Origin of the sequence: Ramlibacter sp. (assembly GCF_036383835.1) — a bacterium.
Lineage (GTDB): Bacteria > Pseudomonadota > Gammaproteobacteria > Burkholderiales > Burkholderiaceae_C > Ramlibacter.
Genome location: NZ_DASVNN010000077.1, coordinates 1 through 16,314 on the forward strand (window position 1 = coordinate 1; position 16,314 = coordinate 16,314).

Consider the following 16,314-nt stretch of genomic DNA (forward strand, 5'->3'; position numbering starts at 1 on the left):
CGCAGGGAACGCAGTTGGCGAAGCCCTGCGGCGAATCCACGACCGTGTGCACGAGGGCCAGTTCGCGGCGCAGGCCTGGCTGATGCTGCTGGATCGCAAGGACTGGGGCACCGCCTGGGACACGTCTTCGGGCGCGTTCCGCCAGAAGGTGCCGCTCGGCGCCTGGATGGACAACATTCCCAAGCTGCGCGATCCCCTCGGGAAATTCGTCGAGCGGCAGCCGGCGGAAGTGGCCTACAAGAAGACGCTCGCGGGCAGCCCCGAGGGCGACTACGTCACCGCCAACTTCGTCAGCCGCTTCGACAAGAAGGGCGAGGCGGTGGTGGAAACGGTGACGACCGTTCGCGAGACCGACGGCCGCTGGCGCGTGACCGGCTACACCGCGCGCTGACCGCGCAGGATCGCGCCGCCGGGCAGCACCTTCTGCGCCTTGGCGGCGTGATGGCGCAGCACCGGCAGCTGCCGTTCCACCCAGGCCTTGAGCACGGGGTCCTCGGCCTGCGTCGCCAGCTTCTCGTAGTTGGCGATGTCCATCTGGTACGAGCGCACGACGACCTCGTCGACGTAGAGGCGGTCGAACTTCGCGCCGTTCACCTTGGAAAGCTGCTTGAGGACCTTGCCGTGGTCGTTGGTGAGGATCGGGAGGGCCATCCCGCGCGCGTGCAGCAGCCGCAGCAGCTCGGGCTGCGCCGTCTGCTGGCGTGACATCAGCGTGTTGGCGAGGTCCTTCACCGCCGGATTGTTGGAGCGCTGCGCCGCCAGCCGCGAGGCTTCCGCCTGGAAGCGCATGTTGGAGGCGCTGACCTGCAGGAAGCGGCGCTCGAGGCGCTGCGCGGGCGCGAGCGGCCTGGCCTCGGCGGCGGCGCCCGGCGCATAGGCGGGCAGGCGCGGAGCGGCCCAGGCCGGGAGGGCCGCCCCGAACGCGGCGCAGAAAACGAGCGTCGCGATGCGCATGGTTGTCGCTCCTTCGGGGATCACCCCTTCTTGCCCGACTGCGGCAGCTTCCGCGCGGCGGCCAGGTGGTCCTGCAGGACCGGCAGCGTCTTGTCCACGAAGGCCTTCAGGTCGGGATCCTTCACGTCCTTGCTCGCCTTCTGGAACAGCTTGATGTTCTTCTCGTGCCCCTTGACGCCGACTTCGCGGACGAAGTCGCGGTCGAATTCGGCGCCGTTCTTCTTGCCCAGCTTCCCGATGTCGCGGCGCAGCGAGCGCTTGGGCGCGGCGGGAAGTTCCACGCCCTTGGCATTGGCGATCTTCACCAGTTCATTGTTGGCGGCGGTGTGATGGTCCACCAGCATGCTGGCGAAACTCTTGACGCTGGCGTCCGTCGCCTTGCTCGCCGCGAGCTGCGCGACCTGCACCTCGAACATGCCGCCGCTGGCCGCCTCCTCGATGAACTTGCGGTCGGCGCGGGCGACGCGGTCGTCCTTCTTCGTCGGCAGGTTGCGGGTGCCCTCGCCCGGCTGCGCCATCGGCGCGGACTGGCCGCCGGTGGCCGACGATCCGGTGCCGGGCGTCTGGGCCTGCACGGGGCCGAAGGACAGCGCGAGCGCGACGAATGCCGGCCAGGCGAGAAGGCGCATCGTTTTCATGAACTGATCTCCCGTTTGCCACTATCGCAAAAAAGCGGCGCCGCGTGGGCGGCGCCGCGGGAATCCCCCTGGAAGGGATTTACTTCGTGGTCTTGGAACCGGAGCTGCCGCTGCCCGAGCTGCTGCCGCTCGTGCCGCTGGCCCCGCTGCTGCCGGAGCTGCCCGATCCCACGCTCGAGGGATTGGCGCTGCCGCCGCTCATCGAGGAGCCGCTGCTGCCCATGCCGCTGGAGCCACCGAGGCTGCTCGACCCGCTCTGGCCCGTGGAACCGTAGCTGCCGGAAGAGCCGCTGGAGCCGGAGCTGCCCGAGGAGCCGTAGCTGCCCGGGCTGCCGCCCTGGGAACCGGACGATCCGTAGCCGCCGCCACCCTGGCTCGAGCTGCTGCGGCTGTTGCGCCAGTTGGTGAACTCGTCGCTGAACTTCTTGAAGCGTTCCTGCCGCCACGAGTGGTAGTCGTTGTCCAGGTTGCGGATCTGCTCTTCGCGCCACTGGTGGTACTCGGGGTCGTGGTGGCCCTGGCTGCTGCCGTAGCCGCCGCTGGAGCCTTGGCCGTAGGTGCTGCCGCCATAGCTGCCGCCCTGGCTCGAGCTGCCGCCGTAGCTGCCCTGGCCATAGCTGCCACCGCCGCCGCCGAAGTTGCCCTGGCTGCTGCCGTAGCCGCCGCCCTGGCCACCGCCGTAGCCCTGGCCGCCCGAACCGTAGCCCTGGCTGCCGTACGAGCCCTGGCCGCCCTGGCCGTAGCCCTGGCTACCGCCATAGCTGCCCTGGCCGCTGCTGCTGCCCATGCCGCCGCCGTAGCTGCCGTAACCCTGGCCGCCCTGGCTGCCTTGCGTGCTGCCATAGCCGCCTTGCGAACCGCCGTAACCGCCACCCTGCATGCGCTGCGAGCCGCCGTAGCCACCGCCGCCCTGGCCGTAGGTGCCGCCACCCATCTGGCCATGGCTGCTGTTGCTGCCCATGCCGCTGCTGCCCATCTGGCCGTAGCTGCTGCCGCTCATGCCGCTGCCCTGGCCGTAGCCGCCGTGCATGCCGCCGCCCTGGCCGCCGCTCCAGCTGCCTTGCTGGCTGCCGTAGCGGTCCCAGTCGCTCTGCGAGGCCTGGCCGCCGTAGCTGCCCTGTCCACCCTGTCCACCCTGTCCACCCTGGCTGCCATAGCCGCTGCCGCCGTAGCCGCTGCTGCCCTGGCCATAGCCGCCGCCCGACTCGCCACGGCCCCAGCTGCCTTGTCCGCCCTGGCCGCCGTACTCCGACGAGCCGCGGCCATAGCCGTGGCTTTCGCCGCCGTAGCCGCCATAGCCGGAAGACTGCTGCGAACCGAACTCGGAACCCGAACGCTGGCCGTAGTTGCCTTGCGAGCCCTGCGACCCCTGGGACCCCTGGGAACCCTGCGAGCCTTGCGAACCCTGCGAACCGCCCCAGGCGCCGCGCGATTCGCCGCCGCCATAGCCCTGGCCGCGATCCTGCTGGTCGCTGCCACTGCCCCAGCGGCTCTGCCGGTCGCGGTCTTCCTGATCACGAGAAGCCATGTCATTCTCCTTCTGGATGGATATCGCTACCTATGTGACGAAGGGTCCCGCGTCCGCACGGGAAGCGGCCATGTCCTCCATCAACCGGTCCACCTTAGGTCTGCGTGTAGTCGCACCCTGTCGGACAAGTTCCGCTGGCATGTAGGACTGCTGTTCCGTCCGGATACGAAACGCAGCGAGCTTCACGTGCCGTTTGCACGGCGGCACGGTGCGCTTGACAAAAGCACAGCAGGATCGCTCCATCACAAGGAGACCTGTTGTATGAAGAAGAGCTTGATCGCGATCGCCGGCGCCGCGGGTGCGCTGCTGGCCCTGGTGGCCGCGCCGGCGCATGCCGACACGCGCGTGCACCTCAACATCGGCGTGCCGGGCGTGTACGTCGGCTCGCCCGGCTACGTCTACAGCCAGCCCAGCTACGTCTATACGCAGCCGGGTTACGTCTACTACGGGCAACACCAGTATCCGCAGCACAACTACCACCCGCGCCGCCACCGCGGCGGCTGGGACCAGGACCGCGACGGCATCCCGAACCGCTACGACCGCGATCGCGACGGCGACGGCGTGGGCAATCGCCACGACCGCCGCCCCAACAACCCGTATCGCTACTGAAGCGGCTAGTGCGCGAGGCTGCTGACGACGGCAACCATCGCGATTCCTAGCAGCAACCAGGCGACCTGGGCGAGCGTTTCGCGCGCGCCCAGGCGCCTTTGCAATTGGGGGATGAGGTCCGCAAGCGCGACGTAGATGAAGCTGCTGCTCGCGACGACCAGGAAGTACGGCAGGTAGTCGACCAGCCGGTCCACCAGCCACCAGCCGATCAGGCCGCCCAGCGGCGTCACGGCGCCGGCCAGTGACACCTTGACCAGCGCCGCGCGCCGGCTGCCGCTGGTCTGCCGCAGCACCGCGAGGTCGCCGATGTGGTGCGGCACCTCGTGCGCCAGCACCGCCAGCGCCGCGACCAGCCCCAGCCGCGGATCCGCCGTGAAGGCCGACGCGATCAGGATGCCGTCGCCGAAGCAATGCACGCTGTCGCCGGTGAGCACCGCCCAGCCGCCGGAGCGCGGTGCGGGCGCGTGATCGTGGCGATGGTGGCCGTGCGCCGCATGGTCGTGACCGTGCTCGTGCTCGTGCTCGTCGCCGTGATGGTGTTCGTGCCCGTGGTGCCAGAGTTCCGCCTTGTCCAACAGGAAGAAGAACACCAGGCCCACGAGCAGCGTCGCAAACAGTTCCTTCGCGCCGCTCCCGCTTTCCAGCGCCTCGGGCATCAGGTGCATGAAGGCGGTGGACAGCAGCGCGCCGGCCGCGAGGCTCAGGAGATGCTGCTCCTTGAGGCCGCGCGTTTCGGCGGCGGCGCCCGAGCCCCAGCCGAGGCGCATGAGCATGGCGGCGAACCAGACGCTGCCGATGCCGGCGGCCAGGGTGGCGAGGAGGATGGCGAGGAGGGTCACGGAGGAAGGGCCGCCACGGAGGGCGGCCGCCGGCTTGTTCGTTGGTGTTCTGGGGCCAGGGCGGGTTGGATCTTATCAATCGTGTCAAGCCGCCACTCCGTTTGGCCCTTGGCAGGCAACGCGGCCGCAGGTACAAAGCGCGGCATGCAGCGACTCCTCACCTTCTTCCTCCTCCTCGCCTTCGCCTGGCCGGCCCTGCGGGCGCAGGACGCTCCGTTGCCACCCGAGCGCATCCGCGGCTCCGCCCGCCTGGCACCGGATCTGGCCTATCCCACCGAGCCGTCGCGGCTATCGATGTTCAGCAGCCCCAGCATGGCCCTGTACAAGCCCGAGGGCGAGGGGCCGTTCCCGGCGCTGGTCCTGATGCACCAGTGCGGCGGCCTGCGCAACGCCGCCGGCAACTGGCAGAACCTGTCGATGCTGGAATGGGCCAAGGCGGCGGTGGCCCGCGGTTACGTGGTGCTGCTGGTCGACGCCTTCGCGTCGCGCTCGGTGGAGAGCGTCTGCATGGGCGCGCGCAACGGCATGACCTTCGGCCGCGGCACGCGCGACGCCCTGCTGGCGGGCGCCCACCTGCGCAACCTGCCCTACGTGGACAAGGAACGCATCGCGGTCGCCGGTTATTCCTGGGGCGCCATGGTGGCCGTGATGGCGAGCGGCCAGCGCTGGGCCGACGCCCTGGGCGACGGCTTCCGCTTCCGTGCGGCAGCGGCCTTCTATCCCGGCTGCTTCACGATCAGGCCGCCGAATTCGCCGTCCTACGAGATCGTCAACGGCGACATCGACCGGCCGCTGCTGGTGCTGATGGGCGGCCAGGACACCGAGACGCCGGCGGCGGAGTGCACGGGCAAGCTCGAGCCGCTGAAGGCGGCCGGCGCGCCGGTGTCCCTGCACCTGTACCCGGAGGCGACGCACTGCTGGGACTGCCGCAACCTGAACAACTTCCGCAAGGTGGATTCGCGGGGCAACCAGGTGGTCTATCGCTACGACGAGAAGGTGCTGCGCGATTCCGAACAGCGGATGTTCGACTTCCTGGACCAGTCGATGCCGCGCAAGTGAGCGGGGCCACAATGGCGGCTTTCCCAACCAGGACACCGCCATGCCGACCATCCGCGTCGACCTTTTCGAAGGCCGCACCCCCGAACAGAAGCGCAACTTCGTCAAGGCGCTGACGCAGGCCTGCGTCGACACCCTGGGCAGCAAGCCCGAGTCGGTCGACGTGATCCTCTACGACGTGAAGCCGGGGGACTGGGCGACGGGCGGGGAGCTGTGGTCGGAGAAGAAGAAGTCCTGATGCGTCATTCCCGCGCAGGCGGGAATCCAGGGCTTCCGGATGCCCTGGATCCCCGCCTCCGCGGGGATGACGAATTCAGTGCGCCTCTTCCCAGTTCGCCCCGACACCGATCTCGGCGAGCAACGGCACCCGCAGCTCCGCCACCCCCGCCATCAGGCGCGGGATCTCGCTGCGCAGCCACTCCACCTCGTCCTCCGGCACCTCGAACACCAGTTCGTCGTGCACCTGCATCACCATCTTCGTGCGGCGCTGCTCGCGATCGAGCACCTCCTGCACCTTGACCATCGACAGCTTGATCAGGTCCGCCGCCGTGCCCTGCATCGGCGCGTTGATGGCCTGGCGCTCGGCGCTGCCGCGGCGCGGGCCGTTCGGTGAGTTGATCTCGGGCAGGTACAGGCGCCGGCCGAACACCGTCTCGACGTAGCCCTTGGCCTTGGCCGCCAGGCGCGTCTCGTCCATGTACAGCTTCACGCCGGGATAGCGCTGGAAGTAGCGGTCGATGTAGCTCTTGGCCGCGGCGTTCTCGATGCCGAGGTTGCGCGCCAGGCCGAAGCTGCTCATGCCGTAGATCAGGCCGAAGTTGATCACCTTGGCATAGCGGCGCTGCTCGCTCGACACCTGGTCCAGCGGCACGCCGAACACCTCGGAGGCGGTCGCGCGGTGCACGTCCATCTCCTCGCGGAAGGCGCGCAGCAGCGCCTCGTCCTCGCTGATGTGCGCCATGATGCGCAGCTCGATCTGCGAGTAGTCGGCGCTCGCGATGCGGAATCCCGCCGGCGCGACGAAGGCCTCGCGGATGCGGCGGCCTTCGGCGGTGCGGATCGGGATGTTCTGCAGGTTGGGATCGTTGCTCGAAAGCCGCCCCGTCACCGCCACCGCCTGCGCATAGTGCGTGTGCACGCGCCCGGTGCGCGGGTGCGTCATCTGCGGCAGCTTGTCGGTGTACGTGCCCTTCAACTTCGAGAGGCTGCGGTGCTCCAGCACCTTGGCCGGCAGCGGATAGTCCTCCGCCAGCTTCTCCAGCACTTCCTCGTCGGTGCTCGGCGCGCCGCTGGCGGTCTTCTTCACCACCGGCAGTCCCTGCTTGACGAAGAAGACCTCGCCGATCTGCTTGGGGCTGCCCAGGTTGAAGGGCTGGCCGGCGAGCTCGTGCGCCTCGCGCTCCAGCTGCATGATGCGCTGGCCCAGTTCGTGGCTCTGCTGCGAGAGCGCCTGCGAGTCGATCAGCACGCCGTTGCGCTCGATGCGGTACAGCACCTCGCTGCACTGCATCTCCAGGTCGTAGATGAAGCGCAGCTTCGCCTGCGGCTCCAGCTTGCCCCACAGCGCCAGGTGCACGTCGAGCGTCTGGTCGGAGTCCTCGCAGGAATACTCGGCCGCCTTGTCCACCGGCACCTGGTTGAAGCCGATCTGGTGCGCGCCCTTGCCGGCGATGGTTTCGTAATCGATGCCGGTGCGGCCCAGGTGGCGCTCGGCCAGGCTCGCCAGCCCGTGCGGCTTGTGCACTTCCAGCACGTAGCTTTCCAGCATGGTGTCGTGCGCGTAGCCCCGCACCTCGATGCCGTGGTTGGCGAACACGTGGCGGTCGTACTTGACGTGCTGGCCGAGCTTCTTCTTCTCCGCGTCCTCCAGCCAGGGCTTGAGGCGCTGCAGCACCTCGTCGCGCGGCAGTTGGTCCGGCGCGCCCTGGTAGTCGTGCGACAGCGGGATGTAGCAGGCCAGGCCCGGCTCGGTGCTGAAGGACAGGCCGACGATGCGCGCCAGCATCTCGTCGAGCGAGTCGGTCTCGGTGTCGAGCGCCACCAGCGCCGCGGCCTCGATGCGGCGCAGCCAAGTCTCGAACGCGTCCCAGGTGAACACCGTCTCGTAGTGCAGCGTGGTCGCCTGCGACAGGCCCGACAGGTCGGGCTCCTCGAACAGGCCGCGGTCGACGGGCGCCGGCCGGGCGCGGGCCTGCTTCTTGTGCTCTTCCAGCAGCTCCGGCGGAACGGCATGCTCCTCGAGCTGCTTGACCAGGCCCTTGAAGCCGAAGCGGTCGTAGAACTCCTTGAGCTTGTCGACGTCCTGCCCGGCGATGACGATGTCCTCCAGCGCGGGGAAGCCGGGGATGTGGTCCTTCAGGTCGCAATCGGTGCGGATCGTGAGCAGCTGCCGGCCGGTGGGCAGCCAGTCCAGCGCCTTGCGCAGGTGCTCGCCGACGGCGCCCTTCACCTCGTGCGCGCGCTGGACCAGGTTGTCGAGCGAGCCGAATTCCTTGAGCAGCTTCACGGCCGTCTTGGGCCCGACCTTGTCGACGCCGGGCACGTTGTCGACCGCATCGCCCACCAGCGTCTGGTAGTCCACCATCAGGCGCGGCGGCACGCCGAACTCCGCTTCCACGCCGGCCATGTCGCGGCGGCGGTCGTTCATGGTGTCGATCACGGTGACGTGCTCGTTCACCAGCTGCGACAGGTCCTTGTCGCCGCTGGAGATCACCGTGACCAGGCCGCGCTCGGTACCCATGCAGGCCAGCGTGCCGATCACGTCGTCCGCTTCGACGCCGGGCACGTTCAGCACCTTCCATCCGAGCAGGCGCACCACCTCGTGGATCGGCTCGATCTGCGCGCGCAGGTCGTCCGGCATCGGCGAGCGCGTGGCCTTGTAATCCGGATACACGTCGTCACGGAAAGTCTTGCCGGGCGCGTCGAACACGCAGGCGGCGTAGTCCGCGCGGATGTCGCGCCGCAGCTTCTGCAGCATGTTGATCATCCCGCGGATCGCGCCGGTGGCCGCGCTCGCCGGGTCGCCGGGCACGGCCCGCAGGTCCGGCATGGCGTGGAAGGCGCGGTACAGGTAGCTGGAGCCGTCGACCAGCAGCAGCACCTTGGGTTCGGGGTGGGGGACCTTGTCCGTCTCGCTCATAGGAGGGGCATTGTGCCTTCCGCGCATCGCCGGGGTTCGGCCGCGCCCACCCCGGCCTACAATGGCGCCATGCGCCCGATGATGACGCTCCTCCTCGCCCTGCTGCCGGCCGCCGTGCTCGCGCAGCAGCCGGCCACGATCGAACGCGAAGGCAAGCTCGAGCCCCGCAAGAACCAGAAGATCGAGTTCATCCGCATCGAGGATGCGGGCAACCGCATCGACGAGGTGCGCGTGGGCGGGCAGACGCAGAGCATCAAGGTGCAGCCCAAGGCGAACGTGCCGTCCTACGAGGTGCCCGCCACCGACATGACGCGCAACCGCCCGCACGACTCGCGTGACAACGCCGGCAGCCGCCAGCGCACCTGGAACGTCCTCGGTTTTTGACATGGCGGTCTTCACCGAAGTCTCGGAAGACGAGGCCGGCGCGCTCCTGCGCGCCCTGAACCTGGGCGAACTCGCCGCGCTGCGCGGCATCCAGTCCGGCATCGAGAACACCAACTACTTCGTCACCGAGCGCGACGTGCTCGGCGAGCGCGAATTCGTGCTGACGCTGTTCGAGCGCCTCACCTCCGGGCAGCTGCCGTTCTACCTGCACCTGATGAAGCACCTGGCGCAGCACGGCATCCCGGTGCCGGACCCGGCGGCCAACCGGGACGGCGACATCCTGCACACGGTCTGCGGCAAGCCCGCGGCGCTGGTGAACAAGCTGGCAGGCAGGCACGAGCTGGCGCCCGGTCCCGACCACTGCGCGCAGGTCGGCGCGATGCTGGCCCGCATGCACCTGGCCGGCCGCGACTACGACCGCCGCCAGCCCAACCTGCGCGGCCTGCCCTGGTGGAACGAGACGGTGCCGGTGGTGCTGCCCTTCGTCACGCCGGAACAGGCGGCGCTGCTGCGCGGCGAGCTCGCCTACCAGAACCACGTGGCCGCCTCCTCCGCGTACGCCGCGCTGCCGCGCGGGCCGGTCCATGCCGACCTGTTCCGCGACAACGTGATGTTCGAGGACGGCCGGCTCACCGGCTTCTTCGACTTCTACTTCGCCGGCGTCGATCCCTTCCTGTTCGACATCGCGGTGTGCCTCAACGACTGGGCGATCGACCTGCCCACCGGCCGCCATGACGCAGTGCGCGCCCATGCCTTCGTGCAGGCCTATGCCGGCGTGCGCCCGCTGACCGCCGCGGAACGCGAGCTGCTCCCGGCCATGCTGCGCGCGGGCGCGCTGCGCTTCTGGATCTCGCGCCTGTGGGACTTCCACCTGCCGCGCGAAGCCTCGATGCTCAAGCCGCACGATCCCTCGCATTTCGAGCGCGTGCTGCGCGAGCGCGCCACGCATCCGGTGACGGCCCAGGCGCTTGCGTTAAATTAGCCCCGCCGCGCAAGCCCTCCGACGTGAAACTGAACATCGTCCCCGCGCGCACCGGCTTCGAGTGGGTCAAGCTGGGCGTGCGGACCTTCATGAAGCAGCCCCTGGCGCTGACGGGCCTGTTCTTCATGTACATGGCGGTCGTCGCCGTGCTCTTCACCATCCCCGTCGTCGGCCCGGTGCTGGGCGTGATGATCGCGCCGGCCGCCACCCTCGGCTTCATGATGGCGACCTGGGAAGTCACCAACGGGCGCTTCCCGATGCCCACCGTGCTGGTGAGCGCCTTCCGCGCCGACCGGCAGCGGGCCAAGGCCATGCTGGTCCTCGGCGGCCTCTACGCACTCTGCGCCGTGGTGGTCGGCCTCCTGAGTTCGCTCGTGGTCGGCGACCTGCCCATGCCGCAGCCCAACACGCAGACGGCGCCCGACGCCGCCCTCGCCGCGCGCGTGTTCCTCAGCCTGCTGCTGTACATCCCGGTGCTGCTGCTGTTCTGGCATGCGCCGGCGCTCGTGCACTGGTACGGCGTGTCGCCGGTCAAGAGCATGTTCTTCAGCGTGGTCGCCTGCGTGCGCAACTTCGGCGCCTACCTCGTCTACGGGCTCGCCTGGGGCGCGGTGTTCGTGGCGCTGAGCCTCGTGATGAGCATGGTCGCGGCGCTCGTCGGTGGGCAAGCCGCGGCGACCGCCGTCCTGGTGCCCACCCTGCTGCTGCTGCTGGCGATGTTCTCGACCTCGCTGTACTTCACCTTCCGCGACAGCTTCCGCCCGGACGAGCCGGAAGCCCCGGAGTCCACGCCCGGAGAAGAAGGAGGGAGCGCCCGTGGGTGAGCACGGCCTGGAGGGACGCAGCGAAGACGCATTGCTCTGGACCCGCCGCCGCGGCTTCCTGCACGCGGCGGCCGCCTGGACCGCGATGGGCGGCTGGGCCGCGGCCCATGCACAGCAGCGCAGCAACGTCGTCGAACTGCGCGGCGACGCGCTCCTCAATGGGCAGGCCCTGAGGCAGGAACAGACGATCCAGTCCGGCGACCGCGTCGAGACGGGGCCCGGCGGCCACCTGATCTTCGTGGTGGGCAACTCCGCCTGGCACCTGCGCGAGAACACCAGCATCCGGGTGGAGCGCGGCGAAACGCTCAACGTGGTGAGCGTGCTGCGCATCGTCACCGGTGCGGTCGTCAGCGTCTGGGGCAAGGGTTCCAGCCGCCAGATCGTCACGCCGACGCTCACCGCGGGCATCCGCGGCACGGGCCTGTACACCGAGGTGCGGCCGGACGAAAACCTGCGCACCTACTTCTGCAACTGCTACGGCACGGTCGATCTCTCGGCCGGCCGCGACGCCACCACCTCGCGGGCGGAATACCACCAGTCCTTCTGGGCCGAACCGGCGCCCCGGGACGGCCGGCTCCTGACGCCGGCGCGGGCGATCAACCACACCGACGAGGAACTCGAATACCTCGCCGCTCTGGTCGGCCAGCGCACCGCCTGGGAGGTCACGGGCCGTCGCGGCGCCAAGGAAGGCACGGGCTACACCGACCCCACCGTGCCGCACCCCCTGCTGCAGCAGCCTCCGCGGCGCTGAATCCGGCGAGGCGACGGCCGGAGTGTGACTTTCGACACGGAAATGTAAGACGTCGTTACACTGCGGCCTGCTTTCGATGAGGACCGCCGCATGCCCAAGCCGCCGCCCAGCCAGTCGACCGACGCCTTCGCCGACACCGTCCCCATGGTCCTGCCGGGGGAGGAATCCGGCTTTGCCGAGACCATGCCCCTGCCGCTGCCACTCGCCAACGTGCGGCCGGCGAAGCCCCGCGTTCCGCCACCCGCGGACGACGACCTTCTCAACGACTGAGGTCTTGCTCCGTCCCCCTTCGAGGGGAAGGCTTCAAGGCACGGGCGTGAGCTTCGCCACCGACAGCGCCAGCCACTTCTGCCCGTGCCGCGGAAAGTTGATCTGCGCCCGCGCCTCCTGGCCCGAGCCTTCCAGCGTCAGCACCGTGCCTTCGCCGAACTTGGCGTGGAACACCTTCATGCCGGCCCTCAGGCCGTGCGCCGGCTCCTTCTTCTGCGGCGGCACCGGCGGGTTGGCGAAGGTCTCGCTGTTGCGCCAGCCGCCGCCCGCGCCGCTGGCGCGCGTGCTCGGATAGCCCATGCCGAAGCCGAAGGCGGAACCGCCGAAGCTCTGGTTCTTCGGCGTCAGCCACTTCAGCGCGTGCTCCGGCAGCTCCTCGAAGAAACGGCTCTTGACGTTGTAGCGCGTCTGCCCGTGCAGCAGCCGCGTCTGCGAATGCGTGAGGTACAGGCGCTTGCGCGCGCGGGTGATCGCCACGTACATCAGCCGGCGTTCTTCCTCCAGGCCCTCGTAGTCGGCGAGCGAGCGTTCGCTGGGGAACAGGCCTTCCTCCAGCCCGGTCACGAAAACGCAGTCGAACTCCAGGCCCTTGGCCGCATGCACCGTCATCAGCTGCACCGCGTCCTGCCCGGCCTGCGCCTGGTTGTCGCCGGACTCCAGCGCGGCGTGCGTGAGGAAGGCGGCGAGCGGCGACAGCGTCTCGCCGGTCTCGGCGTCCGGCGGCACGTAGTCGGGCGCCGGCTCGTTCACTTCCGGCAGGCTCGGGTCGAGCCCCTGGCTGGCCGGTGACTGCCGCAGCACCGCCGGCCCCGGGCCCGAGGCGTCGCCGAGTTCGTCCACCGGAAGCGCCACCGCGTCGCGGCCGAAGCCTTCCTGCGTGACGAAGCTCTCGGCGGCGTTGACCAGTTCCTCCAGGTTCTCGACGCGGTCCTGGCCGTCGCGCTCGGCCTTGTAGTGCTCCACGAGGCCGCTGCGCTCCAGCACCACCTCGATGATCTCGCGCAGCGTGAGCCCTTCGGTCTCGGAGCGCATCGCATCGACCTTCTGCACGAAGGCCGCGAGGTTGGCGCCGCCCTTGCCGCTGGTGGACTTCACCGCGTCGTGCAGCGAGGTGCCGGCGACACGGGCGGCGTCCTGCAGCTGCTCGATGGTGCGCGCGCCGATGCCGCGCGCCGGGAAGTTCACCACCCGCAGGAAGCTGGTGTCGTCGTTCGGGTTCTCCAGCAGGCGCAGGTAGGACAGCGCGTGCTTGATCTCGGCGCGCTCGAAGAAGCGCAGGCCGCCGTACACGCGGTACGGCACCGAGGCGTTGAACAGCGCCGTCTCGATCACCCGGCTCTGCGCGTTGCTGCGATAGAGCACGGCGGTTTCATGCCGGGGAACATCGTCGCGATGGAGCTGGCGGATCTCCTCCACCATCCACTGCGCTTCCGCCATGTCGGTCGGCGCTTCGTACACCCGCACCGGCTCGCCCGGGCCCTGGTCGGTGCGCAGGTTCTTGCCCAGGCGCGTCTTGTTGTGCGCGATCAGCGCGTTGGCCGAGTCGAGGATGTTGCTGAAGCTGCGGTAGTTCTGCTCCAGATTGATCTGGTGCCGCACCTCGAACTCGCGCACGAAGTCGGCCATGTTGCCCACGCGCGCGCCGCGGAAGGCATAGATGCTCTGGTCGTCGTCGCCCACCGCGAACACCGAGTTGCCGGGGCCGGCGAACATCTTGATCCAGGCGTACTGCAGGCGGTTGGTGTCCTGGAACTCGTCGATCAGGATGTGGTGGAAGCGGCGGCGGTAGTGCTCGCGGATGGGGTCGTTGTCGCGCAGCAGCTCGTAGCTGCGCAGCATCAGCTCGGCGAAGTCGACCACGCCTTCGCGCTGGCACTGCTCCTCGTACAGCTGGTAGATCTCGACCTTGCGGCGGTCGTCCTCGGAACGCGCCGCGACCGCCCCGGGCCGCAGGCCTTCTTCCTTCCAGCCGGCGATCGCGTACTGCAGCTCCTTGGCCGGGAAGCGCTCGTCGTCCACGTTGTGCTGCTTCATTACGCGCTTGACCGCGGACAGCTGGTCCTGCGTGTCGAGGATCTGGAAGCCCTGCGGCAGGTTGGCGAGCTTGTAGTGCGCGCGCAGGAAGCGGTTGCACAGGCCGTGGAAGGTGCCGATCCACATGCCGCGCACGTTCACCGGCAGCATGGCCGTGAGGCGCGTCATCATCTCCTTGGCCGCCTTGTTGGTGAAGGTGACGGCCAGGACGTTGCCGGGACCGATCTGGCCGGTGGCCAGCAGCCAGGCGATGCGGGTGGTGAGCACGCGGGTCTTGCCGGAACCGGCGCCCGCGAGGATCAGCGCGTGCTCGCTGGGGAGGGTGACGGCGGCACCCTGCTCGGGATTGAGGTTTTGCAGCAGCGGCGAGTCGCCGGCGACTTCTGGGAACATGTGGCATTGTAGAAAGCCGCGCGCGCGGGCTGTGCCCGCCCTGCCCCGAACCGCCGTGCTGAGAACCTTCGTCCTTCCCCTGCTCCTCCTGCTGCCAGTGGCCGCCCGCGCGCTATGCACCAGCGACGGCGTGCCGCAGCCGGCGGCCGTGCTGGAGCGCTTCCTCAACGCCGACTGCCTGGAATGCTGGCGCGATCCGGCCACGCCAGCGCCGGGCAAGGACACCCTGGTGCTGGACTGGGTCTTGCCGGGCACGCTGGGGGAGAACGCCCCGCTGTCCACGGTGGCGAGCCCGGATGCGCTGGAGCGCCTGCGGACGCTGAAGCAGAGCGTGCCCCAGCGCACGGCGGCGGTATCCAGCCGGCGTGCCGGCGCGCTGGTGCCCGTGCGTGCGGCCCAGGGCCAGTCCTTCAACGACTACGTGGGCACCTCGATCGAGCTGGCCCAGCCCGGCGCCGAGCCCTGGCAGGCCTGGCTGCTGCTGGTGGAAAGGCTGCCGGCCGGCACCGAAGGCAGCCCGGTGCCCCGCAACCTCGTGCGCAACGTGTTCCGGCCGGACTGGGCGCGTCCTGACACCGGCGGCGCGCGCAAGCTCGCGGAGTCGCGCGCCATGCAGATCCATGAGGGCGCGAGCCCCGAGCGGCTGAGGCTGGTGGTGCTGCTGCAGGATGGGCGCGGCCGTATGAGGGCTATCGCGCAAACCGAATGTCCCTGAAAAAAGGTCCGCCGTAGAATCAGTCACCGGGCCCAAGCATTTGTGGCCCGGTTTTTCGTCTGGGCCTCGTCCCACGCGCGACCGGGCTCCGATCCAAGCGTCCACCTGTTCGACAACAGACCCCTGGAGCCTGGAATGGAAATCTTCGACTACGACAAAGTCCTGCTGCTGCCGCGCAAGTGCCGCGTGGAAAGCCGCTCGGAATGCGACCCCTCGATCGAGTTCGGCGGGCGCCGCTTCAAGCTGCCGGTGGTGCCGGCCAACATGAAGACCGTGGTGGACGAGCGCATCTGCCTGTGGCTGGCGCAGAACGGCTACTTCTACGTGATGCACCGCTTCGACCTGGACAACGTGAAGTTCGTGCGCAAGATGAAGGAAGCGGGCGCCTTCGCCTCGATCTCGGTGGGCGTGAAGCCGGCCGACTACGAGACGGTCGACCGGCTCGCCGCCGAAGGCCTGGTGCCGGACTACGTGACGATCGACATCGCGCACGGCCACGCCGACACGGTGAAGAACATGATCTTCCACCTGAAGAAGAAGCTGCCGCAGGCCTTCGTGATCGCCGGCAACGTGGGCACGCCGGAAGCGATCATCGACCTGGAGAACTGGGGCGCCGACGCCACCAAGGTGGGCATCGGCCCGGGCAAGGTGTGCATCACGCGCATGAAGACCGGCTTCGGCACGGGCGGCTGGCAGCTGTCGGCGCTCAAGTGGTGCGCCCGCGTGGCGACCAAGCCGATCATCGCCGACGGCGGCATCCGCGAGCACGGCGACATCGCGAAAAGCATCCGCTTCGGCGCGACGATGGTGATGGTCGGCTCGATGCTGGCGGGACACGAGGAGTCGCCCGGCCAGACGGTGGAGGTCGAAGGCCGCCTGTACAAGGAGTACTACGGCTCGGCGTCCGACTTCAACAAGGGCGAGTACAAGCACGTCGAGGGCAAGCGCATCCTCGAGCCGGTCAAGGGCAAGCTGCCGGACACGCTGCGCGAAATGCAGGAAGACCTGCAAAGCTCGATCAGCTATGCGGGCGGGACGAAGCTGGCGGACGTCAGGAAGGTGAACTACGTGATCCTGGGCGGCGAGAACGCCGGCGAGCACCTGTTCATGTGACGCGCGGCGGGCGTCACGCCGCGCTGGCCTGCGTCAGCGACTGCAACAGCTCGGCCAGCGACTTCAACAAGGGCGAGTACAAGCA

At 69.0% G+C, this 16,314-nt stretch carries 17 protein-coding genes; 11 read left to right on the top strand and 6 right to left on the bottom strand.

Annotated features, from left to right (window positions below; all coding sequences use genetic code 11):
* Positions 1-82 precede the first annotated feature (82 nt).
* Positions 83-391, top strand: coding sequence for a DUF4019 domain-containing protein (locus VF522_RS13300; RefSeq protein ID WP_330908771.1), 309 nt, complete (start codon positions 83-85; stop codon positions 389-391).
* Here VF522_RS13300 and VF522_RS13305 read toward each other — a convergent pair.
* The 3 genes from VF522_RS13305 to VF522_RS13315 form a co-directional block, all read right to left on the bottom strand.
* The gene (locus VF522_RS13305; RefSeq protein WP_330908755.1) at positions 376-954 is read right to left on the bottom strand and encodes a DUF4142 domain-containing protein; all 579 of its coding nucleotides are present in this window, start codon (positions 952-954) and stop codon (positions 376-378) included. The two genes, VF522_RS13300 and VF522_RS13305, sit on opposite strands and share 16 nt — an antisense overlap.
* Before the next feature lie 20 nt (positions 955-974).
* Positions 975-1,592, bottom strand: coding sequence for a DUF4142 domain-containing protein (locus VF522_RS13310; RefSeq protein WP_330908756.1), 618 nt, complete (start codon positions 1,590-1,592; stop codon positions 975-977).
* Between the two features lie 79 nt (positions 1,593-1,671).
* Positions 1,672-3,120, bottom strand: coding sequence for a hypothetical protein (locus tag VF522_RS13315; RefSeq protein WP_330908757.1), 1,449 nt, complete (start codon positions 3,118-3,120; stop codon positions 1,672-1,674).
* Positions 3,121-3,381: 261 nt separating this feature from the next.
* Here VF522_RS13315 and VF522_RS13320 point away from each other — a divergent pair, with 261 nt between their 5' ends.
* Positions 3,382-3,729 (top strand): thrombospondin type 3 repeat-containing protein, encoded by a 348-nt coding sequence (locus VF522_RS13320; protein WP_330908758.1) that lies wholly within the window; start codon positions 3,382-3,384, stop codon positions 3,727-3,729.
* Between the two features lie 5 nt (positions 3,730-3,734).
* On the opposite strand, the gene VF522_RS13325 is transcribed toward VF522_RS13320, so the two are convergent.
* Positions 3,735-4,568 carry a ZIP family metal transporter gene (locus tag VF522_RS13325; RefSeq protein ID WP_330908759.1) on the bottom strand — a complete coding sequence of 278 codons (834 nt, stop codon included), beginning with the start codon at positions 4,566-4,568 and terminating at the stop codon, positions 3,735-3,737.
* Between the two features lie 144 nt (positions 4,569-4,712).
* Here VF522_RS13325 and VF522_RS13330 point away from each other — a divergent pair, with 144 nt between their 5' ends.
* Positions 4,713-5,627, top strand: a complete 915-nt coding sequence (locus tag VF522_RS13330) for a dienelactone hydrolase family protein (protein WP_330908760.1) — start codon at positions 4,713-4,715, stop codon at positions 5,625-5,627.
* Positions 5,628-5,667: 40 nt separating this feature from the next.
* Positions 5,668-5,862, top strand: coding sequence for a 4-oxalocrotonate tautomerase (locus VF522_RS13335; RefSeq protein ID WP_330908761.1), 195 nt, complete (start codon positions 5,668-5,670; stop codon positions 5,860-5,862).
* A gap of 75 nt (positions 5,863-5,937) precedes the next feature.
* Here the strand turns inward: VF522_RS13335 and polA are convergent, their stop codons facing one another.
* Positions 5,938-8,763: a DNA polymerase I gene (polA, locus tag VF522_RS13340; protein WP_330908762.1), complete on the bottom strand. Its 2,826-nt coding sequence runs from the start codon at positions 8,761-8,763 to the stop codon at positions 5,938-5,940.
* A 69-nt stretch (positions 8,764-8,832) separates the two neighbouring features.
* Here polA and VF522_RS13345 point away from each other — a divergent pair, with 69 nt between their 5' ends.
* The 5 genes from VF522_RS13345 (at position 8,833) to VF522_RS13365 (ending at position 11,974) form a co-directional block, all read left to right on the top strand.
* Positions 8,833-9,147, top strand: coding sequence for a hypothetical protein (locus tag VF522_RS13345; protein WP_330908763.1), 315 nt, complete (start codon positions 8,833-8,835; stop codon positions 9,145-9,147).
* Between the two features lies 1 nt (position 9,148).
* Positions 9,149-10,129 carry a homoserine kinase gene (locus VF522_RS13350; RefSeq protein WP_330908764.1) on the top strand — a complete coding sequence of 327 codons (981 nt, stop codon included), beginning with the start codon at positions 9,149-9,151 and terminating at the stop codon, positions 10,127-10,129.
* A gap of 23 nt (positions 10,130-10,152) precedes the next feature.
* The gene (locus tag VF522_RS13355; protein WP_330908765.1) at positions 10,153-10,953 is read left to right on the top strand and encodes a BPSS1780 family membrane protein; all 801 of its coding nucleotides are present in this window, start codon (positions 10,153-10,155) and stop codon (positions 10,951-10,953) included.
* Positions 10,946-11,704, top strand: a complete 759-nt coding sequence (locus tag VF522_RS13360) for an iron dicitrate transport regulator FecR (RefSeq protein WP_330908766.1) — start codon at positions 10,946-10,948, stop codon at positions 11,702-11,704. Before VF522_RS13355 ends, VF522_RS13360 begins: the two co-directional genes overlap by 8 nt.
* Positions 11,705-11,794: 90 nt before the next feature.
* Complete coding sequence (locus VF522_RS13365) at positions 11,795-11,974, top strand: hypothetical protein (protein ID WP_330908767.1); 180 nt, start codon at positions 11,795-11,797, stop codon at positions 11,972-11,974.
* 33 nt (positions 11,975-12,007) lie between these two features.
* On the opposite strand, the gene VF522_RS13370 is transcribed toward VF522_RS13365, so the two are convergent.
* Complete coding sequence (locus tag VF522_RS13370; protein WP_330908768.1) at positions 12,008-14,401, bottom strand: UvrD-helicase domain-containing protein; 2,394 nt, start codon at positions 14,399-14,401, stop codon at positions 12,008-12,010.
* 55 nt (positions 14,402-14,456) lie between these two features.
* Between VF522_RS13370 and VF522_RS13375 the strand changes: the two genes are divergently transcribed.
* On the top strand, positions 14,457-15,116 hold the full coding sequence (locus VF522_RS13375; RefSeq protein ID WP_330908769.1) for a hypothetical protein: 660 nt from the start codon (positions 14,457-14,459) through the stop codon (positions 15,114-15,116).
* 135 nt (positions 15,117-15,251) lie between these two features.
* Positions 15,252-16,229 (top strand): GMP reductase, encoded by a 978-nt coding sequence (locus VF522_RS13380; protein WP_330908770.1) that lies wholly within the window; start codon positions 15,252-15,254, stop codon positions 16,227-16,229.
* Positions 16,230-16,314: the final 85 nt, after the last annotated feature.

Excerpts from the sequence above, each read along its gene's own strand:
- VF522_RS13300 (WP_330908771.1), top strand. The coding sequence starts at position 83 with ATGCTGCTGGATCGCAAGGACTGGGGCACCGCCTGGGACACGTCTTCG.
- VF522_RS13305 (WP_330908755.1), bottom strand. The coding sequence starts at position 954 with ATGCGCATCGCGACGCTCGTTTTCTGCGCCGCGTTCGGGGCGGCCCTC.
- VF522_RS13310 (WP_330908756.1), bottom strand. The coding sequence starts at position 1,592 with ATGAAAACGATGCGCCTTCTCGCCTGGCCGGCATTCGTCGCGCTCGCG.
- VF522_RS13315 (WP_330908757.1), bottom strand. The coding sequence starts at position 3,120 with ATGGCTTCTCGTGATCAGGAAGACCGCGACCGGCAGAGCCGCTGGGGC.
- VF522_RS13320 (WP_330908758.1), top strand. The coding sequence starts at position 3,382 with ATGAAGAAGAGCTTGATCGCGATCGCCGGCGCCGCGGGTGCGCTGCTG.
- VF522_RS13330 (WP_330908760.1), top strand. The coding sequence starts at position 4,713 with ATGCAGCGACTCCTCACCTTCTTCCTCCTCCTCGCCTTCGCCTGGCCG.
- VF522_RS13335 (WP_330908761.1), top strand. The coding sequence starts at position 5,668 with ATGCCGACCATCCGCGTCGACCTTTTCGAAGGCCGCACCCCCGAACAG.
- polA (WP_330908762.1), bottom strand. The coding sequence starts at position 8,763 with ATGAGCGAGACGGACAAGGTCCCCCACCCCGAACCCAAGGTGCTGCTG.
- VF522_RS13345 (WP_330908763.1), top strand. The coding sequence starts at position 8,833 with ATGCGCCCGATGATGACGCTCCTCCTCGCCCTGCTGCCGGCCGCCGTG.
- VF522_RS13350 (WP_330908764.1), top strand. The coding sequence starts at position 9,149 with ATGGCGGTCTTCACCGAAGTCTCGGAAGACGAGGCCGGCGCGCTCCTG.
- VF522_RS13365 (WP_330908767.1), top strand. The coding sequence starts at position 11,795 with ATGCCCAAGCCGCCGCCCAGCCAGTCGACCGACGCCTTCGCCGACACC.
- VF522_RS13370 (WP_330908768.1), bottom strand. The coding sequence starts at position 14,401 with ATGTTCCCAGAAGTCGCCGGCGACTCGCCGCTGCTGCAAAACCTCAAT.
- VF522_RS13380 (WP_330908770.1), top strand. The coding sequence starts at position 15,252 with ATGGAAATCTTCGACTACGACAAAGTCCTGCTGCTGCCGCGCAAGTGC.